Source organism: Oceanobacillus sp. FSL H7-0719, from assembly GCF_045040795.1.
Lineage (GTDB): Bacteria > Bacillota > Bacilli > Bacillales > Amphibacillaceae > Oceanobacillus.
In genome coordinates, this window is sequence record NZ_CP150301.1 from 1,375,815 (window position 1) to 1,397,774 (window position 21,960).

Annotated in this window: 25 protein-coding genes and 2 riboswitches; of the genes, 5 read left to right on the forward strand and 20 right to left on the reverse strand. The window is 37.2% G+C overall.

The features are described from left to right. Positions 1-40: 40 nt before the first annotated feature. The 3 genes from NST93_RS07340 to NST93_RS07350 form a co-directional block, all read right to left on the reverse strand. Positions 41-394 carry a VOC family protein gene (locus NST93_RS07340; protein ID WP_405102682.1) on the reverse strand — a complete coding sequence of 118 codons (354 nt, stop codon included), beginning with the start codon at positions 392-394 and terminating at the stop codon, positions 41-43. A 203-nt stretch (positions 395-597) separates the two neighbouring features. Continuing rightward, the gene (locus tag NST93_RS07345) at positions 598-1,203 is read right to left on the reverse strand and encodes a helix-turn-helix transcriptional regulator (RefSeq protein ID WP_405102684.1); all 606 of its coding nucleotides are present in this window, start codon (positions 1,201-1,203) and stop codon (positions 598-600) included. 100 nt (positions 1,204-1,303) lie between these two features. Beyond that, positions 1,304-1,750 carry a DUF86 domain-containing protein gene (locus NST93_RS07350; protein ID WP_405102686.1) on the reverse strand — a complete coding sequence of 149 codons (447 nt, stop codon included), beginning with the start codon at positions 1,748-1,750 and terminating at the stop codon, positions 1,304-1,306. Between the two features lie 135 nt (positions 1,751-1,885). Between NST93_RS07350 and NST93_RS07355 the strand changes: the two genes are divergently transcribed. Continuing rightward, entirely contained in the window at positions 1,886-3,292 is a 1,407-nt protein-coding gene (locus NST93_RS07355; protein ID WP_405102688.1) for an amidase, read from the forward strand. Positions 3,293-3,516: 224 nt separating this feature from the next. On the opposite strand, the gene NST93_RS07360 is transcribed toward NST93_RS07355, so the two are convergent. After that, on the reverse strand, positions 3,517-3,792 hold the full coding sequence (locus NST93_RS07360) for a YutD family protein (RefSeq protein ID WP_405102690.1): 276 nt from the start codon (positions 3,790-3,792) through the stop codon (positions 3,517-3,519). Positions 3,793-3,968: 176 nt separating this feature from the next. Here NST93_RS07360 and NST93_RS07365 point away from each other — a divergent pair, with 176 nt between their 5' ends. Continuing rightward, positions 3,969-4,937, forward strand: coding sequence for a M23 family metallopeptidase (locus tag NST93_RS07365; RefSeq protein ID WP_405102692.1), 969 nt, complete (start codon positions 3,969-3,971; stop codon positions 4,935-4,937). Positions 4,938-5,291: 354 nt separating this feature from the next. Here the strand turns inward: NST93_RS07365 and NST93_RS07370 are convergent, their stop codons facing one another. The 8 genes from NST93_RS07370 to NST93_RS07405 all read right to left on the reverse strand — a co-directional run bounded on the left by NST93_RS07370 (position 5,292) and on the right by NST93_RS07405 (position 13,988). After that, positions 5,292-5,399, reverse strand: a complete 108-nt coding sequence (locus tag NST93_RS07370) for a methionine/alanine import family NSS transporter small subunit (RefSeq protein WP_405102693.1) — start codon at positions 5,397-5,399, stop codon at positions 5,292-5,294. After that, positions 5,399-6,943, reverse strand: coding sequence for a sodium-dependent transporter (locus NST93_RS07375; protein ID WP_405102695.1), 1,545 nt, complete (start codon positions 6,941-6,943; stop codon positions 5,399-5,401). Before NST93_RS07375 ends, NST93_RS07370 begins: the two co-directional genes overlap by 1 nt. A 243-nt stretch (positions 6,944-7,186) precedes the next feature. Continuing rightward, positions 7,187-8,746 carry a Na+/H+ antiporter NhaC family protein gene (locus NST93_RS07380; RefSeq protein ID WP_405102697.1) on the reverse strand — a complete coding sequence of 520 codons (1,560 nt, stop codon included), beginning with the start codon at positions 8,744-8,746 and terminating at the stop codon, positions 7,187-7,189. Between the two features lie 137 nt (positions 8,747-8,883). Next, a riboswitch (Lysine riboswitch) is annotated at positions 8,884-9,060 on the reverse strand. 43 nt (positions 9,061-9,103) lie between these two features. Further along, the gene (gene yunB / locus NST93_RS07385) at positions 9,104-9,892 is read right to left on the reverse strand and encodes a sporulation protein YunB (protein WP_405102699.1); all 789 of its coding nucleotides are present in this window, start codon (positions 9,890-9,892) and stop codon (positions 9,104-9,106) included. A gap of 57 nt (positions 9,893-9,949) precedes the next feature. Further along, positions 9,950-11,038 (reverse strand): HD-GYP domain-containing protein, encoded by a 1,089-nt coding sequence (locus NST93_RS07390; protein ID WP_405102701.1) that lies wholly within the window; start codon positions 11,036-11,038, stop codon positions 9,950-9,952. A gap of 316 nt (positions 11,039-11,354) precedes the next feature. Beyond that, positions 11,355-11,663: a YunC family protein gene (locus tag NST93_RS07395; RefSeq protein ID WP_405102703.1), complete on the reverse strand. Its 309-nt coding sequence runs from the start codon at positions 11,661-11,663 to the stop codon at positions 11,355-11,357. A gap of 84 nt (positions 11,664-11,747) precedes the next feature. Beyond that, the gene (locus tag NST93_RS07400) at positions 11,748-13,160 is read right to left on the reverse strand and encodes a bifunctional metallophosphatase/5'-nucleotidase (RefSeq protein WP_405102705.1); all 1,413 of its coding nucleotides are present in this window, start codon (positions 13,158-13,160) and stop codon (positions 11,748-11,750) included. 12 nt (positions 13,161-13,172) lie between these two features. After that, a complete protein-coding gene (locus tag NST93_RS07405) occupies positions 13,173-13,988 on the reverse strand; it encodes a sulfite exporter TauE/SafE family protein (protein WP_405102707.1) in 816 nt (271 codons plus the stop codon). A gap of 381 nt (positions 13,989-14,369) precedes the next feature. After that, positions 14,370-14,482, forward strand: a riboswitch (SAM riboswitch). A gap of 68 nt (positions 14,483-14,550) precedes the next feature. Between NST93_RS07405 and NST93_RS07410 the strand changes: the two genes are divergently transcribed. Continuing rightward, complete coding sequence (locus tag NST93_RS07410; protein ID WP_405103790.1) at positions 14,551-15,666, forward strand: methionine biosynthesis PLP-dependent protein; 1,116 nt, start codon at positions 14,551-14,553, stop codon at positions 15,664-15,666. Between the two features lie 95 nt (positions 15,667-15,761). On the opposite strand, the gene NST93_RS07415 is transcribed toward NST93_RS07410, so the two are convergent. The 3 genes from NST93_RS07415 to NST93_RS07425 all read right to left on the reverse strand — a co-directional run bounded on the left by NST93_RS07415 (position 15,762) and on the right by NST93_RS07425 (position 17,636). Next, positions 15,762-15,953, reverse strand: coding sequence for a capping complex subunit for YIEGIA (locus tag NST93_RS07415; protein WP_405102709.1), 192 nt, complete (start codon positions 15,951-15,953; stop codon positions 15,762-15,764). Between the two features lie 14 nt (positions 15,954-15,967). Then, positions 15,968-16,846: a YIEGIA family protein gene (locus NST93_RS07420; protein ID WP_405102711.1), complete on the reverse strand. Its 879-nt coding sequence runs from the start codon at positions 16,844-16,846 to the stop codon at positions 15,968-15,970. Between the two features lie 106 nt (positions 16,847-16,952). After that, entirely contained in the window at positions 16,953-17,636 is a 684-nt protein-coding gene (locus NST93_RS07425) for a DUF421 domain-containing protein (protein WP_405102713.1), read from the reverse strand. A gap of 116 nt (positions 17,637-17,752) precedes the next feature. Here NST93_RS07425 and NST93_RS07430 point away from each other — a divergent pair, with 116 nt between their 5' ends. Beyond that, positions 17,753-18,073, forward strand: coding sequence for a DUF4363 family protein (locus tag NST93_RS07430; RefSeq protein WP_405102715.1), 321 nt, complete (start codon positions 17,753-17,755; stop codon positions 18,071-18,073). Between the two features lie 36 nt (positions 18,074-18,109). On the opposite strand, the gene NST93_RS07435 is transcribed toward NST93_RS07430, so the two are convergent. Beyond that, complete coding sequence (locus NST93_RS07435) at positions 18,110-18,514, reverse strand: DUF421 domain-containing protein (RefSeq protein WP_405103792.1); 405 nt, start codon at positions 18,512-18,514, stop codon at positions 18,110-18,112. Then, entirely contained in the window at positions 18,469-18,747 is a 279-nt protein-coding gene (locus tag NST93_RS07440) for a hypothetical protein (protein WP_405102717.1), read from the reverse strand. The genes NST93_RS07435 and NST93_RS07440 overlap by 46 nt, the downstream gene beginning before the upstream one ends. 229 nt (positions 18,748-18,976) lie before the next feature. On the opposite strand from NST93_RS07440, the gene NST93_RS07445 reads away from it, so the two are divergent. Next, a complete protein-coding gene (locus tag NST93_RS07445; RefSeq protein ID WP_405102719.1) occupies positions 18,977-19,249 on the forward strand; it encodes a YqhV family protein in 273 nt (90 codons plus the stop codon). On the opposite strand, the gene NST93_RS07450 is transcribed toward NST93_RS07445, so the two are convergent. From NST93_RS07450 to NST93_RS07460, 3 genes are all read right to left on the reverse strand, one after another. After that, a complete protein-coding gene (locus tag NST93_RS07450) occupies positions 19,223-20,023 on the reverse strand; it encodes an ATP-binding cassette domain-containing protein (protein WP_405102721.1) in 801 nt (266 codons plus the stop codon). The two genes, NST93_RS07445 and NST93_RS07450, sit on opposite strands and share 27 nt — an antisense overlap. 41 nt (positions 20,024-20,064) lie before the next feature. Further along, positions 20,065-20,829: an ABC transporter permease subunit gene (locus NST93_RS07455; RefSeq protein WP_405102723.1), complete on the reverse strand. Its 765-nt coding sequence runs from the start codon at positions 20,827-20,829 to the stop codon at positions 20,065-20,067. A 73-nt stretch (positions 20,830-20,902) separates the two neighbouring features. After that, positions 20,903-21,856, reverse strand: coding sequence for a sulfonate ABC transporter substrate-binding protein (locus NST93_RS07460; protein ID WP_405102724.1), 954 nt, complete (start codon positions 21,854-21,856; stop codon positions 20,903-20,905). Positions 21,857-21,960: the final 104 nt, after the last annotated feature.

Consider the following 21,960-nt stretch of genomic DNA (forward strand, 5'->3'; position numbering starts at 1 on the left):
TATTTCTGTGTATTAATCCTGCCAGTTACAACTATCGTTCCTATATCATTTCAATCCTATTGCCAAAAGGATCTCTAAACTCAAACCGCTCAACATTCGGTATTGGCACAGAATCGATAATTTCAATCAAATTTTGTTCCAAAGTCTTTCTCCAATGGGATATATCATCAACTCTGTAGGCTAAGTGTGCTTTTGTTTTTATTCTATCAAAGCCATCCTCTGTCCCCACATGTACTTCCTTATCTCCCGCTTTCAGCCAAAATCCTCCTCTATCTTTCAATGATTCAGGTTTTTCAATCTCAGACAGCCCCAGTATCTTGCAATAAAAATCTTTCCCATCTGCTTCTGCCCCCAGCGGAATTGTAATTTGGGCATGATGCAATCCTAAAATCATAGAATCCCCCCGCATTTAATATGAAATATAACTTAAATTCAGTAAGGCTTATTAGAAGTTAAGTAATTAACTAAATAATATCAAACTTTAATATATTAATAAAATATACATTTTTTATATTATCAGATAACTAAAACTTATATACAAGAAAGTTTTAGTCTGCTGTTTCTTAGTGAAAAAGCACCAAAAAAAGAAGATGACTGCTACTCATCTTCTGCTGCCGCCTTAATCATCCACTTACAAACATGGTCTCCGGCTGTTATAAAATTCTGAGGTATCACCTCACTATTTGGAAATACACTGCTGTAAATCTTTTTCTCATTTGTGCAAACCTGACGATATTTATGTGCAATATTTGCAATAGGACAATTGAAATTTGTTAAAATAAAATGTCCCTCTTGGGTTCTTTCCACTTCAAGCATATACCCATTATTATTTTGTAATTCAACTAAAGCTGCAATTTTATCTTCAAATTCTTCAGAATCCGTTAAACCCTCTTGGAGCTCTTCCTGCTCCCTTTCCATTCTTTTATTCAATAGTGCACGGACGGCTTGAGGACCTTGTAAATTTTCAAGATCTTCAAGTAATGTGACTGGCAAGCTTTCATATTGATTCGGAAATAACCCATGTCCTTTTCTCGTCAGTCCATAGGTAAAGAATGGTCTTCCGATTTTCTGCTTGTGCTGTTCTTTCGACACAAGACCCTGCTTCACCAATTCATGAAGGTGCTTACGAATTGCAGGTTCAGAAATCGTAAAGTTTTTCATTATCTCCTCAATTGTAATTCCATCATTTTTTTTAAATAACATTAGAAGCTGATCCTTTGTGGTCTTACAATTTTTCATTTTTTTCACCTTCGTTTTTCATTAAGAAGCATGATTCCATCTTAAAAGCTGACATCCCATCCAACTACTTTTCATTCTCCGGTATAAATGCATTCGCAACGCCAAGTTCATTTTTCAAATATGCTTGAATATAATTACTAAATTCTTTTAGAGTTGGTGCATATTCCTTTAGTTCAATTTCCAGTTGTTTATGATCAATCATCATATAGTCTGTTACTAAACTTTTTCTTAAACCTATAAATTGCTTATATATCTCTTCTTGCCTCTCAGGGATTACTTTCTCATCAATGAGAATATCGATAATGTCTTCGTAGCTCCCAGGATCACGCATGATAAATCCGTCAATCATCATATTCCCAACATCCAATGCAGACTCAATGAGAACATGTGTGATTCTTTCCAGTCCCATTTTTTCAATTCCTGTTTGAAAATTATTATTAATCACTTCTTCAAGCAATTCATTCATATATTGTAAAATTTCCTCAATTTTTTTTCGATCAACAAAGTACATCATATGCCCTCCATTAACTTTCTCACCTCCATCATATCACATATAATGTGATTTTGAAGAAAAAAATGCTATAGTTATACTATGTGACTATATCTTTTAGAGGGGGAATTTAAAATAAACAAATGGATATTAGATATGGACGCTACAGCACTTGCGGAAAAGCTGCGAAAAAAAGAAATAACCAGCTATGAAGCAGTAAGTACGTATATTGAGCATATTCGTAACGTCAATCCCTCCATTAATGCTGTAGTAGAGGAAAGATTCACCGATGCTCTTGAAGAAGCAAAACATTACGACAACGAACGAAGAAATAGTGTAAAACGACAAGGGGTACTTGCTGGTGTACCAATCAGTGTGAAGGAATCATTTCATATTACAAACATGAAAACTACAGGTGGCCTGGAGCACCGCCAGGATCTGATTGCACGCGAAGATGCAGCAGTAATAAGTAAACTTAAAAATGAAGGTGCTATTATTTTAGGTAAAACAAATACCCCTGCACTCTGTTTCTGCCAGGAAACGGATAACAAACTATATGGCCGTACAAATAATCCCTGGGATCTTAATCGTACTGCTGGCGGTTCAAGTGGCGGTGAAGGAGCGTTATTAGCAGTTGGGGGCGCTGCTGCAGGTATTGGATCTGATATTGGTGGTTCAATTCGGTTTCCTGCACATTTTAATGGGATTGTCGGTTTCAAGCCTGGAATGAACCAGGTTTCATCAGCTGGACATTATCCAGAAGTAACCAATCCATTACAAGACAGGATGCTTGCAATGGGACCTCTTGGAAAATCAGTACGGGATATGGAGTTAATTTATAAAATTATCTCAGATTCGGCTTCTCCGACAAACTTCCTCCAAGAGTATAAAATTGAAATTCTTTCCGATCGGGTTAACTATCCTTTATCAGAAAAAACAAAATCCGTTGTGAATGCCGTTGAAGACTTTTTAGATCAACTAATCTATACAAAACGCGGAGTTCCACCATTATTTGACGAGAGTGCACTATTATGGCAGGAAATTATGTCAATTGACGGCAGTGCATTAATTGAGCGTGAAGCCTATAGTAATGACCGTTCCCATGTCGTTCAATCTTTCTTAAAAGAAAAACTTACCCAAAGGACCAGAGTCCACCCATACTTATCCTGGGCAATAATTGGTGCGAAGATGTTCAAACCATCGAAAAGAAGAGTTAGAGAAATCGACGAGACCATCATGCAAGGTGATGAGTGGATTTCTGATTATTTAAGAAAACGATTGCTTATCCTGCCCGTATATCATACCGGTGCTGGAATGCATGGCCAAGTATTTAAAGAGATTTTCTCAATCAGGAAAACATATTTGCAATTTATGCCGTATGTAGCCTATGCCAACGTCTGGGGCTTGCCGGCACTGACGCTTCCTGTTGGTAAAGACGAAAACGATATGCCAATTAGTATTCAAATTATCAGCACGACAGGGAATGAGTCGGCAATTTTTCGTTTAGGTTCTATCATTGAAAAGAAATTTCACGGCTATCGCCGCTGCAGAAGATTAGACTGATCTAACCTTCTGCTTTTCACTTTTGTAATAAAAATAAAAGATTCCAGCACCCATATCATGAATCGACTGAGTTAACTGCACACAAGTACAAGAGTAACTCCCACTGCTGGCTTCCATTAGCTGCAGCTAAGAACAGCATAAAATTGGATTACAGTTTATATAGTATAGACAATACTTCAGCACAAAATAATAGCCTGGTTGTTCAATAAATGAACGACCAGGCTTTATTTCGTCACTTTCTTCAGCACAAAGTATGCACATCCAAAATTACAGTGTTCGAGGAGATAATCTTCAAGGGCACTAATTTTTGCATCTATCGGTGCCTTCGTATTTCGGTCTTGATAAAAACCTTTCATTCTTAACTGTTCATATCCCCAGTCACCAACAATAAAATCATATTTAGCCAAAATATCTGAATACCTTTCCTTTATGGCATCTTCTTGAAAACCTTCTTTTATATTCTCAATTACTTCATAATGTTTTCCATTTAACTCAAACAACGTCCTCCACCTCCAGCTAGCCTGACTATAGTTTACCATATGTAATACGAGAGTGAAATATTTCGTGTATGATTTCCCAGTCTTTATGCAAACTAACATAGAAGGACAATTGGAGCACATTTTGCAATTAAAGTATTTTTAAAATAAATCCATGAGCAAAGTAGGAGGTGAAACTTTTGCTTCCCAGAAGTAAATTTTGGTTAATTGTTGGTTTCTTTCTATATGCAATCAGCGTTAATTCGACCGATGCAGCAGCAGAAAACGTTCATCAGGACAGAAAGGCATTATTTCTTAAAACAGAGGCGCTCATACAAATACCATGGTATTATTTCGCAGCAATTGACAACTATGAACGCAATAAAAAACAATCTTCTGAAGACGAAGATTTAATATCCATTGAGGTGCCAGAGGAACAATGGTTTGGGATTGGTAATTTTTCAATGGTCACTCATCCGTTTATTATTGAACTTTTTGGCGGAATTGGGAAAGATGGAAATGGTGATGGCAACGCAGATCCAAACAATCCCGAAGATATCCTTTATACAATGGGGTTATTATTGCTTCAAGAAGGACAAACAGCCGATGACATCAAAATTGGGTTATGGAAATATTATCAGCGTGATCTTACCGTTAAATCGATTATGAATACAGCAAGGGTATTTAAAACCTTTAATAATATACATTTAACCGAGCGGGACTTCCCTGTAGATACCAAATATAATTATAGCTATCGTAACACTTGGGGGGACAGACGCGGTTTTGGCGGATTAAGAATCCACGAAGGCACCGACATTTTTGCCGATTATGGTACACCGATCAAATCAACAACATATGGTGTTGTGGAAATGATGGGGTGGAACCGATTCGGCGGCTGGAGAGTTGGCATTAGAGATATATATAATGTATATCATTATTATGCTCACATGAACGGCTATGATGATGAAATTAAGATTGGAAAAGTGGTTAAACCAGGTGACATTTTAGGAAGCGTCGGTTCAACTGGCTATGGGCCTCCTGGCACTGCGGGTAAATTCCCGCCACATTTGCACTACGGTATGTATAAGGATGACGGATATAGTGAATGGTCTTTTGACCCCTATCCATATTTACGCCGATGGGAACAAATGACAAAGCGAAAAAATTAGACTGGGACAGATTTAATACCAACCAATTAAAAAACGAACATTATCGAATAAAAAGCTTTTAAAGTTAACTTTTTACAATGGGATAATAATTCATAGTCGATGCAAAGTGCTGATCACCTTAATTCAGTATATTGCATACTCCCCTGGAAAATCGCAGCCCGAATACACTTCGCTTTTGGGGTCACACCAAAAGCGAAGGGGCATTTGGAATGCGGACCTACAGCGGAGAAGGGAAAGAGCAAAACAGACATTAATCTGAATTAAGATAATCAGGATTCCGCTTAAAATCCGAACGAATTAAGGTATCGTTCGGATTTTATTAAATTATATTTCTTCTGTCTCCACTTCATTTTTTTAATTTGCATTCTTAGAACTTTTCATTGCATGCCATATGCTTGCTGCCAACCCGCCCCAAAGAATAATGATACCAAGAACCATAACAAAGATCGCCGATCCACTCATTATTTAGCCTCCTTGTCCTCAATGTATTCTTCTTCATCTTTTATTTCCACATTCGTTCTCCATTTTGGTAAAGTCATCAGGTAACCGACTAGTAAAGCTAATGCTGCAATGCACCAGCCACTATAAAGAATAAATTCATTTGCATAACCTTCATAGTTCCCCGTAGGATTGTCAAACTCTCTTAAAATATTCTGCTTAAATAAACCAAACATCATATACCCCATAACAATAGGTGTTACGATGCTTAAACTTATTGTCCACCAAGAGCCTAAACGAATATCAGAAATCCCATCAGCATGGTTCTTGAATTCTTTCAGCTTCCGCAAGATCCATACAACTAAAACAACCTCAACTAATCCAATTAAAGCAACTCCAAACTGATTAATGAAGTAATCAACTGAATCCAAGAAGTATAGTCCGCCTTGTGTTGCAAATAATAAGGAAATTATTGCAGCTAATCCACCACCGAACAATACTGCTTTTGTCCTGGATATATTAAACTTATCAACTAAGCCAGCAACATAAGTCTCTGTTATCGAAATTAACGAGGTTAATCCGGCAAGTGTTAGTGACAGGAAGAATAACAGCCCAAATAGTTCCTTCATTGCTGGGAATTCATTTATTATTGCCGGAAAAGCAACAAAGGCAAGCCCCACACCACCACGTACAACTTCATCAATTGGCACATTCGCAGTTGTGGCCATAAAGCCCAATACAGCAAATACCCCAATCCCAGCTAATAATTCAAACCCGGAATTTCCAAACCCAACAATAAATGCATTGTTTGTCAGGTCTGACTTTCGCGGCAAGTAACTTGAATAAGTAATCATAATCGCGAACGCAATTGACAAACTAAAGAAGATTTGTCCGTAAGCTGCAATCCATACATCTGGTGAAAAGAATTGACTGAAGTCCGGTTTAAAAAATGCATCCAATCCCGAAAGAGCCCCCGGAAGTGTTACTGCGCGAATAACAATTATAAGAAATATGATGACTAATGCCGGTATAAAAATTCTATTTGCCAGTTCAATTCCTTTTTTTACACCTCTGAAAAGAATAAGTAATACAAGTAACCAAACGATGATTAACGGAAATAACACTCCGGGAACCATACTCCCAATCTGACCTGGAGTTTCAGCTAACTTTAAATAATCACCATACAAAAATCCTTCTGTGTCAGACCCCCACGATAATTTCAGGGAGAAGTAAGAGTAAGAAATTGACCATGCGATAATTACAGCATAGTAAGTTGAGATAACAAATGCTACCAGTACTCCCCACCAACCAACGACTTCCGCTTTCTTGTTCATCCGTCTAAATGAGAGTGGAGCTGAACCCCGAAATCTATGTCCCATCGTAAATTCCATGATGAGAATCGGTATCCCGGCAGTTAAAAGTGCGAATAAATAGGGAATAAAAAATGCTCCTCCTCCATTTTCATAGGCAACCGCAGGAAAACGCCATATATTCCCTAGTCCAATTGCCGAACCAACTGCCGCCAAAATAAAACCTGCTCTCGTTCCCCACTGTGAACGTGTCGACATGTAACACCCTCCTTTTAAGACTCAACTTCCTATGCAACTTTACAAGAAAGAGAATCTTTGAGTTATTTTTCTTTTCTGATATTTATGCTTGTATTATATAATGATAGACCTTCAAAGTCAAAGAATATTTTTTATATACCATTTTTTCTGAATATTATATTTTAATTAAGCATTTTCTTATTGATTAATAAATTTGGATAAATTAAAAAGCATCCTTCTCAAGAAAGAAAAGGATGCTTTTTATCATGCAGTTTCGTGTTTATCTTTATTTCGCAAATGAATGATGATTCCAATGATTATGATGAGTGCTAAGCTCACAATTAGTGGCAGAACAACCTGGTCCAACAAACCAATCAATAAATAACCGATGATTGATACACTCGCAGTAATTAGAGCGTATGGCAGCTGAGTCAAGACGTGATCGATATGATTGGCCCCTGCTCCGGTTGCCGATAGGATAGTCGTGTCTGAAATTGGTGAACAGTGGTCACCAAAAACTGCCCCAGCAAGGACTGCTGCTAATGTTGGTAAGAGCATATTCTCATCAATTACCATGCAAACCTCTGCCCCGATTGGGAGCATTATTGTAAATGTGCCCCATGATGTTCCAGTTGCAAGTGCCATCACACCAGCAAATACAAAGAATAGGACTGGTATAAATACAGAACCAATCGAAGCACTGTGGAGCAGTTCTGCTAAATAGGAACCTGTCTCCAGCTTCGAGATAATTGATCCAATCATCCATGCTAATATTAATATATAAATCGCCGGCAGCATTGACTTCATACCCTCGAGATAAATATTAGTCATTTTTTCTCTTGGTTTACGATGACCAGCATGAAGAAGAAGAGCAGTAACCACTGCCGCCGATCCTCCAATAACTAAGGATAGATTTACATCTGTATTTGCAAACATTGAAAGTAGCGTAATACTTCCTTTTGTCTCCATAGCCCCTGTTATAAGCATTGCCGCAACAGTTGCAGCTACAAGGACAACAATTGGCACAATTAAATGATAAACCTTTCCTTGCTGATGTGCATCAATTGAATCACTTAAATCACCTGGAACATTGGTGTTGTTTGGATCAATTAATTCCCCGGTTTTTATTGCACGTTCTTCATGGCGTTTCATTGGGCCAATATCCGCTTTTAAATAAGCTACAATAAATACCATTAAAATTGCTGATAATGCATATAGATTCATTGGAATCATCTGAATGAATGCCTCTATCGGCGCAATATCCGTAATGCCGTTAGCAATAAAGATGGAACCAAGAACTCCGATAATATACGCTCCCCAGCTGGATATAGGTGAAAGCACTGTAATCGGTGCAGCTGAAGAGTCAATAATATAAGCTAGTTTCGCACGTGAAATATTTTTACGATCTGTTAACGGCCTTGCAATTTGTCCTACAGACAAGCTGCTGAAGTAATCATCAATAAAAATGATAAGTCCAAGCACGGCAGTCATAACCTGAGCACCAGTCCGTGTCTTTACACGCTTCAGCATCCATTCTCCAAATGCCCGGCTCCCTCCAGATGCCTGTAAAAATGCTGTCATTATTCCTAATAGCAGCAGGAAAACAAGTAAGAGGATATTGCCTGTATTTAATTCCCCATCTACAATAAATATTTCATAGAATACAAGCCATATCTCCTGTAAAGAGTTAATTATATCAAATTCATGAATAAAAAAAGCACCTAGTGCAATCCCAACGCCAAGGGAAAGCAATACTTTTTTCGTTGCGATAACAAGCACGAGCATAATGAGTGCTGGAATAATCGAAAAAAATGTACCTACCATTGTCCCTAACCTCCAATAATAAAAATTTATGCATGAAGATTTTCGAACGAAAGGAAGGTACACCATTCAAATAAAAAACAATGATAGAAAATAACCATCATTGCTTTAAAACTCGACAATATACGTTATCCTCCATTTCGATCAGTAGTTCTCCATGCACTGTCCATGCATGACAATATGCCTCTTATTCAAAGACATATCAGCAAAATAATAAGCCGACACTTATTACGCTTCGGCAAGCAATCCTTTGGCAAACAATCATTGTTGTCATTCTCCTGTTAGCTACTCATATTACTTGCGCCTCTACCTCACCGATCTGATAAGGTTATTATTAATTTATGAATTTACTATACTAGATTATTCCTCTTCTTGCAAGTTTTCCTGGAAATCTCCTTTTGGAACAGCAATCGAAGGTCCATTTCCACCACCGCCGTAAAAATCTGGAACCTCCCCCATCAGTGCACCACCATCGATATAAATATCAGCACTTACAGTAGTAACCTCTGAACTGAAGGGAATAATAATTTGTACATCAGCTTCGACATTCAGATAAATGGAAAGCCAGGCACCATTGATTCCAAACTCTGATTTTCGTTGCACAATATTCGTGCGCACCGTACCAATCACCTCTAAATTTATCGGTATCTTTGGACCTAGATTTGCTAAAACCGTATTACCAGTCACTTGACCAAGCGGTATCTCTACAAGAGTCGGATCATACAATAACCGTTCCTCCGCACCATCGGGATAATCATAAGGTCCATCAGTGGAAGAATCATAGCTAATCGGGTCCCCTCGATTTAACCCAGAGAAATATTCCTCTACCCGATTTGTTGCCTGCCGACTTATTTCACTGATTGCTGATTGTTTCACGGAATAAAATGAAACATTCCCATTATTATCATATGTAATATTTGCAATATCACTAAAATCATAATTCTCTGTAAAGCTTACAGCGGAATTAATCGCTCGTGTGGCAAATTCATTTGTCTTTTCTTTTGCTATTTCCATTAATGTTGGTTTAATCCCTCTATCAATATAAATAATACTCACTAGGACGCATATCGTAAAAACAATTATGGTCAACAGCAATATCCGTTGTCCTGGAGGCGAAATAATCCCCTTTTGATATCTTTTCCTTCTCAATCAAAACACCCCCTCTCATCATGCTTATGCATGATGAGAGGGGGATAGACTAGTTGTTCAGTCCCTTAAAACTTCTTTTATTGTAAGATTCATTTTTGTTCCCAAGTCAATTTCATATGGTATATCTAAGGGTTCCCCGTTCTCTTTTATAATTCGAATAACGGGGCGGTCACATAAATGCTTATTTTGTCTAATGACAACTCCTTCACTGCCGTCACTTAGAACCACAAACAGTCCTTCAGGGTAAGCAATTATACTTTTTCTAAAAGCCTCGACCATCGTTGTATCAAAAATACTCGCGGCTCCTGCGTAAATCATTTCTAACCCTTCATGGGGTAGCATTGCTTTTCGGTATACCCGATTGCTCGTTACCGCATCAAAAACGTCAGCAATCGCAATTATCTTAGCAGGTGTGATAATCTCGTTCCCTTTAAGGCCTCGTGGATAACCTGTCCCATCAAGTCTTTCATGATGCTGATACGCACAGTGTGCGATAACTGCAGGATATTCCCTTTGGGTTCTTAAATAATTGTAGCCGATTTCCGCATGTGTCTTCATAATAGTATATTCTTCTTCAGTCAGCGGTCCAGTCTTATTTAAAATGTCCGGATCAATAAATATTTTCCCAACATCATGGAGCATGGCTCCGACCGCTAGCTCACTCAGCTTTTCCGAGGGCATCTTCAATTTCAATCCGATCGACGTTGCATAGATAGCAACATTTAAGGAATGCTGGAAAATATAATTATCTGAAACATATATATCAGCCAGCAAAGAAATCGATTTCCCATAAGACATAATGCTATTAATTAATTCATCGGCGATTTCTCCGAATTCATCTTTTTTATCATTTAGCAGATAAGACTTCGTTTCACTTAGGCCATTTCTGCTGATATTTAGAAATGTATCTTCAATTGTTTTTGATGCACGTGAACGTGTCTTTTCCGAAATCACTGGTTCAACATAAATATCTTTGGTGAGTTCATCATCGATAAAGACATATGTAATTCCTTGATTTATTAGTCGATCAAGCATCGTTCGCGAGATTTTTACACCCTTAACAAGCAAAACACTTCCATGCTCACTATAAATCGTTCGAGCAAGTGTTGCACCAGGCTTAATCGAATTAGCAGCTGCAAGCTTCATCTTATTCTCCTCATAATAATTGCTGTAAAATAATCCAGAAGATCCTATAGTCTTATTGTATCACGCAATGTATAAATTCACTATTTTTTGATAGGATGGAATACGCTTGTATAATAACCTAATTTTCACAAAAAAATTCCACCTTTCCCTTAAGAATATCGCAGTGATATCATTAATTAATAAAAACTCCTGGTAATTTTAATTCAGATTAACTGAGTTTATAGATTACTCCCCCATATTTCTCCAAATTAGATAGTTATGAAAGTTGTTAAATAAAAATCCCCCGAGCAATTTCTCAAGGGGATTCAACTGGGATTTATGAAATTTTCAGCAACGCCTCTCTGCCTGTCATACCTTCTTCCCAGCCATATTCTCTAGATGCATCCGTTATTTTTTCGAGTGGTGCATTCAGAAGCTGATCAATCGTCCGAACACCCATTGCGCGACCTGCGATTACATTTCTTTTCATTAATGCTGGAATTTCATTAAAAATTGTTACATCCAAAGCCGCACACATAATGTAGCCCACTTCATTTGAAATGGTCAACAGGTTGGTTTTAGGCAGCTCAACCTTTACCGCTGTAAAATGCATTCCATCAATTTCAATTGGATTCACAGTGATCATCGCCTAGCCTCCTTTAGATTCACATAATAACCTATGCACAAGGCGGCTGACGTGTCACCCGAAGAAAATGGCCCATCAAAATACTTATGTTGATTTTGGCTTATTAATGAAGCTTTGCAAGGCGTCGCCTAATAAGTCTCTCAAGAATTCTGGAAGAAAGTACTGTTTTACTTCTGACCTCGCAATTTCCGGAAGTAAACGTCCAAAAGTAAACGTATCAGCAGTAGCAACAAGGTAATTTTTATCACGGTCAATTGGAGCCCCATTGTTAAACACTGCTTCAGTAACTAATTCATATCCATCTTCTTGTATTTTTGTAGCAACATCAAGTCCTGCAAAGTGCATGCGGCCAATTACTTCCCCGCGAAATCCAAATCCTTTTAATTTCAGTTCCATAAAATCACTTTTGAAAGATGCACGAATTACCTCCATTAATTCATCGCCCCTTAGTTTGACAACTACTGGATTGATTGGATGTGGACAGATTCGGTGCAAATCTCCATAGGTTACATTTCCAGAAGGAAAATGATCCATTAGCAGCCCTGCATTTAAGAGAGCACAATCTGCTTTAGTCCAAGCCTTAACAGATTCTGTTAAGGCTTGCATGATTGGTGTATGCTTGAACCAATGTACTTCAAGTGGTTCATCAAGTGTTACTGCGATTTCATCTAGTCTCTTATCAGCTTCTGCTTGCAGGCCGGAAAGCATTTTTTCTGTGTCAGGATCATATGGATAATCAGAAACATCTGTAGTATATGCTTCTTTATGGTTCAGTTTTTTTTCGTCATGATCCCATGTCAATATAACTTCACCTACATACTTGCAATGTTTGCCAGCTGCTGTAATTACAGAGTTATTTACATACTCTCCTGTACGCAGTAAATGATGTGTGTGCCCACCAATAATTACATCGATTTCGGCATATTTTCTTGCCAATTCTTGGTCTTCTGTTATTCCTAAATGAGAAAGCAAAACAATGACATCTGTTTTCCCTTTCAATTTTTGTAATTGTTTTTCTAACTCTTCCGATGGTACAGTAAGATGCCAGCCGAGTAATTCATAAAACGCATTAAACGGTGCTGAAAGTCCGATAAATCCAATACTTATACCTGATTTTGTTTGTACTATCTTTGACTCAAGCAGCCAATTGGGCGGCTGTTCCTTCATATGCTTTAAATTAGCACAAACTACATCAAAGGCAGCATCATTATAAAGTTGATATAAATCATCATGTGAAAGTGTAATCCCTTCATTATTTCCTAATGTTACAATGTCATAGCCGACTTCATTCATCAGCTGAACATTTGCTTTCCCCATAAATGCTTCGGAAATTGGATGAACTCGATCCATGTGATCGCCCGCATCAACTAAAAAATAAGCATCATTTCTTATTTCTCGTTTCTTTTTCAAGTTTTTCAGATAACCTGCAGTTCGTGACCATTGAGAAAAGTCACTATGCAAATCATTCGTATAATATAAATAAATTTTTTCTTTCATGAACCATGCTCCTTAACCCAAGCCTTGAATAATCATGCGAATACCAATAAAGATAAGCAGCACTCGTAAAATCCATCCTAGTGCATTGCCTGAAAGCTTTTGATTTACCTTTGCGCCAAGTTTCCCGCCAATCCAGGCACCCGGAATAAAGAATATTACATATCCCCACGCAATATGACCAAGTGCAATATGTGTAATTGAACTAAAGATACTTACAAAGAAAATCATAAACATTGATGTCGCAGCAGCGATGTGTACCGGGAAGCCAAATAATAGAATCATTGCAGGAACCATAATCGAACCTCCGCCAATTCCAAATAATCCAGATAAGATTCCTACGGTCAGTGCCAATATAATTGCAAGTGATTTTTTAACTTTATATCGATATGTAACTCCATTTAGTTCAAAAGTACGCACGTTGTTCCCAGTTAGTTCAGCTTTTTCGGGATCTTTCTTTTTAATAAACAAAAGCAGCGAAATTAAAATCATAACTATTCCAAAGTAAAGCTGAAAAGCATCACCATCAACATATTGATTCAGCCATGAGCCAATAACTCCGCCAGGAATACTTCCTATTAAAAATAGCAAGCCAGTCTTATAGTCAACACGCTTTACTTTTAAATAAGCGAGTGTTGATGAAAGTCCTGTAAAAATCATGACTATTAGTGATACACCAACGATTGTCTGTGGTGTTGCCCATGCAAAAGCATCTGAAATAGAAGCAATGAACAGCAATGTCGGAACTAATATAATTCCCCCGCCAAGTCCCATAAGCGAGCCGATAAATGCTGTCAATAATCCGATGAGTATACAAATAATAAATACCAAAATTACCCACATCCATCCTTTAATACTTATTTTCTATCTTATCACTTTTTAATAAGAAACTATAACATCGTATCTTAACATTAAAATAATTTAGCCACAATTAATATATCTTATGACATTCAGAAAGTCTTTCCACATTACATCTGCTCCGACTCGCTCGGAGCAGCAACGGCTATATGAACCCGTACTTATTAGTGACCGGCTTACAATGGAAAGCGGAGTATGTTCAGGTAACAGTTTTTTCCTTATTTATAGTTTATAGCATGCAGTGTTTAAACTTATTGCACTTTAAAAGAGAGTATTCTCCGGTTTTTTGCTTGCAATACCTTAATTATTATACTAAGATTAAAATAATTCAAATTTTAAAAATTTCATATTTTTTTCTTATCAAGAGAGACGGAGGGAACTGGCCCTATGAAGTCTCAGCAACCGGCTATTTAGTTTAGGTCAAGGTGCTAATTCCAATAGGTGATTTATCACCTTAAAGATAAGTGGATTGTTTTCGAATTTAGAGACCTTCTTCTTATAGATGGTCTTTTTTTATTACTTTAGAAAGGATGTTATTATGAGCAGAAGTATTGAAACGAATTTAGTGCAGCTGGGAAATCATTCAGATGAAAAAACTGGTGCCGTAAACTTACCTATTTATTTATCTACAGCCTATGAACATCAGGGACTTGGAAAATCAACAGGCTATGACTATACGCGTACCAAAAATCCAACAAGAGCAATATTAGAAGAAGGGATTGCAAGCTTAGAAAATGGTGATGCAGGATTTGCCTGCAGTTCAGGAATGGCTGGAATTCAACTTGTTTTGTCCCTTTTCCGCTCTGGGGATGAATTAATTTTATCTGAAGATGTTTATGGAGGAACATATCGTTTACTTGAGCAATATGGAGAAAAGTATAATATTAAAACAAACTACGCCGACTTTACTGATGTCTCTGAAACAGAAAAATTAATCACCAGCAAAACAAAAGCAATTTTTATCGAAACACCAACAAATCCACTTATGCTGGAAATTGATATTGCTGCATTCGCTGGGTTAGCAAAGCAATATGATTTATTGCTTATTGTAGACAATACATTTTTAACTCCTTATTTCCAGCGTCCTATAGACTTAGGGGCAGATATCGTTATTCATAGTGCAACAAAATATATTGGCGGGCATAATGATGTGCTAGCAGGACTCGTTGTAGGTAAAGGGAAAGTACTTTGTGCTTCCTTGGCAAAAAATCACAACGATACAGGAGCAGTCCTTTCGCCCTTTGATTCATGGCTGCTTGTCAGAGGTTTGAAGACATTAGCTTTAAGAATGGACAAGCACCAACAAAACGCAAAAGAAGTTGTCGCTTATTTAAAGAATGAACCCGTTGTCAGCGAGGTACTGTATCCAGGTATTGGCGGCATGCTCTCCTTCCGTCTTCGGGATTCTAACTACATCGCCCCCTTTCTGCAAAGTATACAGCTGATTACCTTTGCAGAAAGTCTGGGTGGTGTAGAAAGTTTTATTACGTACCCGACAACCCAAACCCATGCAGATATTCCACTTGATGAGCGAATTCGTCGAGGAGTAGATGAACGATTATTACGTTTTTCTGTTGGAGTTGAGAATGTCCAGGATATTATTGAAGACCTGAAGCAAGCATTTACAAAACTAGAAAAAGTAAGCATTTAGATACGTGTATTTTCTTATTTAAAAGCAACTGTATCTTTTACAGTTGCTTTTAACCGCTGATTATTTAATTTGCTTGATTAACTGCTAATGACCAGCTAACGCTTTACAATAATCATTGTATCCTGATCTACTTCATGGGCTGATGCATCTAACGTTTTTTCAAGTGTAAAACTGATCATTTGCAGAGAGTCCTTATCCTTCGTAATAAAAACTGGCACCCCGCCGCCTTTAAGATTCTCCTTTTCCGTTGTTACGATAGCAATAATTTGACTTCCATTTTCCTGCATATCGATTTCTCCTTTTATTTTTTCCCTTTGTCCGCTTCACTGGGTAAACGGATAGCACTATCAAGTACAGGGACATTTTCTAACACTGTTTTTATTTGGTGAAAATCTTTCTCCCTTGGCATAATAAATAATGCTACTCTCCCGTCCTCCATATCTCTTTTTGAGAGAGGAACAAAATCTGGTTCACCAGAATCTAAATAGACTCCGAGAACATTCGCCACATGATGGAGCATCGCTTGTCTTTGACCTAAATTAGATATAATAAGGACACTGTTCTCATTTTTAGGTATTACGATTGCACCTACTGCTTTTTCTGTAATAATCTTCTTACTGTCTGATAATCCGACGTTTTTAATATGGATATCGCTGACAAAAAGATTAGGGCCCTCAAAGCGAATATCACCTTGCGAAACATCAGCAATATCTGTTAACAGTTTTCCTTTCATTTTCGTTTTAATAAAAAAAGTGCCTGCAATTGCGATAATAATTCCCAGCCATACATTGTAAATGCAGAGTAATGTAGCTATTAGAGCGATAAACATAACAATATAATTTCTGCCTTCAAATGCTTGTGCCATCCCCTCAATAAAAGACTCTCCACGCTCTACTAACTCTTTTCTGTCTACTTTTTCAAGTGTTTCTCTTTCCATTTTACGTATTTCCCGAAATTGGGTTGCTGCCAATCCTAGAAAGGTAACAGCAGTCCAATCCGATTCCAAGACAGAAGGAACCGCTACTGCTCCTATAAAAGCTGCAATAAACCCTGCTGAGATATGAATAATTCTTCCAGTTGGATATGTGGGGTATTGTCTGAAGTCTGTTCGTAATAAGATTACCCTTGCAACAAGGCCTACAAGCGTTCCAACAATTACTGGCATTAAATATTGGTCCATACATCCATCTCCTAATTAACGCGAATCTAACCACATGAATCCTGCAAAATAAATGATGTACAATTAACCTTTATTTCATCCATTATCCTCCTAAAAATTGGAGTCTTTATCCTTCATATAAATTTACATACATCCTGCCTTTGGAATCTATTTGAGCTAAAAACACGTCTTTTATTTCTTTAGCTCCATATTTCTGTACTTCTGTTTCCAGCCATTCCTTCGAATAACCAAGATCTTTGATACTTTTCTTTTGAATGATTCCATCCATAATTAAAACTTTTGGCGCTTCTTCCAGTTGTATTGTGATTCCCATTGTTTGCGGTGTCACAGGTTGTCGATTCGTTTTGAGCATGACACTCAGCTGTCCATTTGTTTCAAAAACAGCCATTTCCACATCAGCAACTTTAAATGTACCCTTCTCCCTTAATAACATTAGTAATTCATCAATTGTTAACAAACTCTTTTTTAGATTCTTATATAATACTTCCCCATTTCGAATTAATATGATTGCTTTGCCATCCATTACTCTTGAGAAGGCCATTGATTTTACACCTATGTATGCAAGAATAATTGGAAGAAGCCCCCAAACAGTTAAAGATACTAATCCATTAACTATTTTAACGTTCTGATCCACTGATAAAGTTGCGGCTATCGAACCAATGGTAATACCGACACAGTAATCAAAGAAAGTAAGGTGTGAAATTTGCTTTTTCCCCATAATCCGCGTCAATATCAATAATAAGAGAAATGCTGTTATTGAGCGGATTAAAATTAATATCATCTCAGGCATTATTAAATTCTCAACCTTTCTGAAAACTTAGCACGTATTTTGTTTATTATGGGGCAATCTATATGTAACCATACATAAAAAATAAGGAGAGACTAAAAATAAAAAAAAGAATAATCTTGCTTGCACTTCTATTCATCATGCTTTCAGGATGTTCTAATCAAGTTGGAGGAGAGTATTTCTTTCAACATATCGATGAACTTGAGCAGGCATTAGATCAGTTAAATTGGAATAAAATTACACTACAAGCAGAAGAACTGAAAGATATATATAGTGAAAATAAATGGAAGATACAATTAATCGGTGATGAAGATGAATATGAAGGATTATATCAAAGTATCAATAATCTTATTGCAGCGGCTAAGGAACAAGATTCAATAAATCTCAGACTTGAACTCGCTTCTGTTAAGTCAATTTTAGAAGATATTTATTCCTTATAGAATAAACCTTTTTATAACTTTTAATAATTGTCGCTTTTATCGCAATTGTTTCGGAGGTGTATTTTTATGAGCCTTTCTTTGGACCTCCGCAAAGATTGTTTCTTGCTGCTTTGAAGATGCGGCTTTCTTTTGTTGTATTATTTTCCCTGTATCAGAATAAAGATTAAGTTCGTTCAATGTTTGTTCCAGCATACTGGTTAATTGTTTGAACTCCCTTTTTGTAATCGGCTGTGCATCTTCTTTTAGAACCAATGCAACGCGTCCGTTTGCTTCTAATGTTGCCCACTGAACGTCCTCTATTCGCTGAACACTTTGTTGACGAAGATTCATCTCCAGTTGATCTACCGTTAATCTAACTTTTTTCAAGGTTTTTACTTGAATGATACCGTTGGCAATTAAAATCTTTGACCTACCTGAATAAGCTTTTCGAAGGAATCCCACTTCACCTGCATATGCTCGATCACGATTAAGGTCAGCACTAAAAATAACCCGACCAATAATGTACTCCAAATACCTTCCCCTGCTATCGGCTGAATAAGTAATGAACCAATTCCAATCATTATTACAGTTTGTGCAAGTGTCATTTGGGAAATCGATTTTCTTCCTGCAAACCGCAACAGAATCGTTCCACCAACAACTATAATTATCGCTTTCCATAATAAATCCCAGTCCATTCGAATATCTCCTCCTTCATGCGCTTAGTTTTACTGTATAAAACATTCTTATACATGTACATGCAATATTAAATCTGAATAATTTCAACCTGTCTTTTGTTTCTCAAATATAACAACCCTTACTCATTCTTGAGCAAGGGCAGTAAATACATAAACATAAAATTGGTCCTTAAATGGACAAGTTATGCATATAATTTCAATAATACATAGAGTAGTGGAGGGTAATTATATGTTTGCCTTATTAGAAAAAGCCGTTATCGGAATGGCATTATTGCGTTTGCTTTCTGGATCAATTGAAATACTTGCAGCCTTGTTAATGATAAAATTTAATGAAGTAGAAAAAGCTCTCATGATAAATAGTTCGCTGGCTTTCATTGGTCCATTAGTGCTTCTCCTTACAACTGCAATTGGCATTATTGGAATGTCTTATAAAATATCATTTGGCAAATTCTTTTTAATTTTCCTTGGAGTTGCCTTAATTATTTACGGAGTTAAGAAGTGATTCCATACCCTGACGAAATAGAATACTGTAGTTATCCTTTCTTTCTCTATTCATGATTTGCGAGAGAATCTCTTCCACATACATAGCAAATGCCGGATTTGTCCGTTTGCGCGGTCTAGGTAAATGAATCGGTTGGTTTAGCTTCATTTTACCGTTCCCAATTAACACTACTCGATCAGATATCGCAACAGCCTCTTCCACATCATGAGTTACAAGAATGGTTGTAAACTTCCTGCGCTTCCATAATGCTTCAATTAATTCTTGCATTTCCATGCGAGTAAGTGCATCAAGCGCACCTAAAGGTTCATCTAATAATAATAAGTCTGGATCATGGACAAGCGCTCTAGCCAATGCAACCCGCTGTTTTTGCCCGCCTGACAACTTAGAGGGGAAATCATTCATTCTTTCTTGCAGTCCTACTTGTGATAATGCTTCGGCTGCTTTATGCTTACTATCTGCAGTCAAGCCTAGACTTACATTGTCTATTACCCGCTTCCATGGAAGTAATCTGCCATCTTGAAACATCATTCGCGCGTTTTCATTTAACCCATGCAATGATTTTCCGTCCAATTCGATAGAACCATCCTCAAAATCTTCTAAACCGGCAATTAGCCGTAATAGCGTACTTTTGCCACACCCGCTCTTGCCAACAATTGCCACAAATTCTCCTGCCTTTATAGTTAAATCGAGCCGATTTAATACAATATGATCTTCATACCTTTTATTAACGTCATTTACATGGACATTTACCCCTTGCTGATAAACGTCTTTCAATGCTTTTACCTCCCCTGAAGAACCTGCTTTCTTATCCCTTGCTATGCATTCCATTTTAGTAATTTCGTTTCAAAGTATCTCGCAATCACATCTGATACCTTCCCAAATGCAGCGTAGATTAAAATACTTAATAAAATGACATCCATTTGCATAAACTCTCGCGCATTCATTGCCATATACCCAATACCCGAACTAGCAGAAATTGTTTCAGCAACAATTAAAGTTAACCACATGACACCTAAAGAAAATCTGATACCGACCAGAATTGATGACATTGACCCTGGTAAGATTACATGAAAAAACAGTTTTTTCCCCTTCAAACCGTATGCTTTACCCATTTCGATTAAACTTTTATCTACTGATTTTATTCCATGATACGTATTGATATACACTGGAAATAACACTCCCAATGCTACGAGGAATATCTTTGAAGTTTCTCCAATTCCAAACCAGAGAATGACAAGGGGTATAAGGGCTAGATGGGGAATGTTGCGCAACATTTGTATTGACGTATCAAAAACGAGTTCAGAAATACGAAAAACCCCATTAAATAAGCCAAATAAAAAACCAATCAGTCCTCCGATTAGAAAACCGGCCAATGCCCTGCTGAGACTGATGGACATATGATCGTATAATTCTCCGGTTACCATCATTTTAAGCGCTGCTTCAATTATTTTTGATGGAGCGGGCAGTATTCTTTCTGGGATCATTCCAGCCCATGATAATAATTGCCATCCAACAATGATAAAACAAGGAATAAACCATGGCAAAACTCTTCCCCAAGAAGCATCTTCACTCCTGTTCATACAGATTCCCACCTCATTGTTAACAGATGTACTGCTGCTTTTGATTAGCCTTCCTTTGTAAAATAAATTTATCCTAGTTTATAACATCTCTTACATTTAGTTCTTCCGGTATGATTTTTAGTTCATAAAAGATGTCGGCTATTTCTTGCTGTTCATCAATAATTGCATCTGTTATCTCTTCCACTCCATAAACGCGGCGTTCGACGGACATTTGAATAGATTCTTTATCAATATTTAAAATCGGAGCCAACAGCTCAACAAGTTTATCATGATTTTCATTTGCCCATTTAGAAGATGAGTCAAGTTCCTCTAAAATAATATCAATCACTTCACCATGTTTTGTTTGAAAGTCTTTCGTCGCAACAAAAAAATCCCGGTCAGTCGTCAACCCTTCTCCATTAGCTATAACTTTTCCATTTGAATGAAGCTCTGTTGACGCAACATATGGATCCCACACCGCGATAGCATCAATTGTGCCTTGTTCAAAGGCAACCCTTGCGTCTCCGGGGTTAAGGTATGCAGAAGTTATATCATCCAGACTTAGACCAACCTTTTGCAAGGCCTTTACAAGTAAATAATGAGAGCTCGAACCTTTTGAAAATCCTATTGTCTTTCCTTTTAAATCTTTTAATTGCACGATATCTGAATCCTTCCTCACCAGTATGCCACTGCCCTCATATTTAGAATATCCAGCTGCAATATATACAAAAGGGGCACCAGCAGCTTGTGCAAATATTACTGGTACATTTCCAGTTCTTCCAAAATCAATACTCTCAGCGTTTAAAGCTTCTACTAAAAGCGGACCAGCTTGAAATTCATTCCATTCCACGGTATAACCCATTTTTTCTAAGCGCTCATCTAATGTTCCAAGTGATTTTAATATGACCAAGGGTCCGTTTTTTTGATAACCAATGTTAATTACTTTATCTTGTTCTGCACTTGTTGATGCATTATTCTGTTGGCTGCACCCTGTAAAAATAAGTATCATCGAAAGCATAAAAACACTTACTATCACTCTTTTTTTCATTCTACAGTTCATTCCTTATGATTCATTTCATTATTTGATGTTAGCCTATGAATAAAACAAAACTAGGTTCCTGTCCGTATCAATATTTTTATTATCGATTTTAT

Excerpts from the sequence above, each read along its gene's own strand:
- NST93_RS07340 (WP_405102682.1), bottom strand. The coding sequence starts at position 394 with ATGATTTTAGGATTGCATCATGCCCAAATTACAATTCCGCTGGGGGCA.
- NST93_RS07345 (WP_405102684.1), bottom strand. The coding sequence starts at position 1,203 with ATGTTATTTAAAAAAAATGATGGAATTACAATTGAGGAGATAATGAAA.
- NST93_RS07350 (WP_405102686.1), bottom strand. The coding sequence starts at position 1,750 with ATGTACTTTGTTGATCGAAAAAAAATTGAGGAAATTTTACAATATATG.
- NST93_RS07355 (WP_405102688.1), top strand. The coding sequence starts at position 1,886 with ATGGACGCTACAGCACTTGCGGAAAAGCTGCGAAAAAAAGAAATAACC.
- NST93_RS07370 (WP_405102693.1), bottom strand. The coding sequence starts at position 5,399 with ATGAGTGGATCGGCGATCTTTGTTATGGTTCTTGGTATCATTATTCTT.
- NST93_RS07375 (WP_405102695.1), bottom strand. The coding sequence starts at position 6,943 with ATGTCGACACGTTCACAGTGGGGAACGAGAGCAGGTTTTATTTTGGCG.
- NST93_RS07380 (WP_405102697.1), bottom strand. The coding sequence starts at position 8,746 with ATGGTAGGTACATTTTTTTCGATTATTCCAGCACTCATTATGCTCGTG.
- NST93_RS07390 (WP_405102701.1), bottom strand. The coding sequence starts at position 11,038 with ATGAAGCTTGCAGCTGCTAATTCGATTAAGCCTGGTGCAACACTTGCT.
- NST93_RS07395 (WP_405102703.1), bottom strand. The coding sequence starts at position 11,663 with ATGATCACTGTGAATCCAATTGAAATTGATGGAATGCATTTTACAGCG.
- NST93_RS07400 (WP_405102705.1), bottom strand. The coding sequence starts at position 13,160 with ATGAAAGAAAAAATTTATTTATATTATACGAATGATTTGCATAGTGAC.
- NST93_RS07415 (WP_405102709.1), bottom strand. The coding sequence starts at position 15,953 with ATGCAGGAAAATGGAAGTCAAATTATTGCTATCGTAACAACGGAAAAG.
- NST93_RS07420 (WP_405102711.1), bottom strand. The coding sequence starts at position 16,846 with ATGGACCAATATTTAATGCCAGTAATTGTTGGAACGCTTGTAGGCCTT.
- NST93_RS07425 (WP_405102713.1), bottom strand. The coding sequence starts at position 17,636 with ATGCCTGAGATGATATTAATTTTAATCCGCTCAATAACAGCATTTCTC.
- NST93_RS07440 (WP_405102717.1), bottom strand. The coding sequence starts at position 18,747 with ATGGACTGGGATTTATTATGGAAAGCGATAATTATAGTTGTTGGTGGA.
- NST93_RS07445 (WP_405102719.1), top strand. The coding sequence starts at position 18,977 with ATGTTTGCCTTATTAGAAAAAGCCGTTATCGGAATGGCATTATTGCGT.
- NST93_RS07455 (WP_405102723.1), bottom strand. The coding sequence starts at position 20,829 with ATGAACAGGAGTGAAGATGCTTCTTGGGGAAGAGTTTTGCCATGGTTT.
- NST93_RS07460 (WP_405102724.1), bottom strand. The coding sequence starts at position 21,856 with ATGAAAAAAAGAGTGATAGTAAGTGTTTTTATGCTTTCGATGATACTT.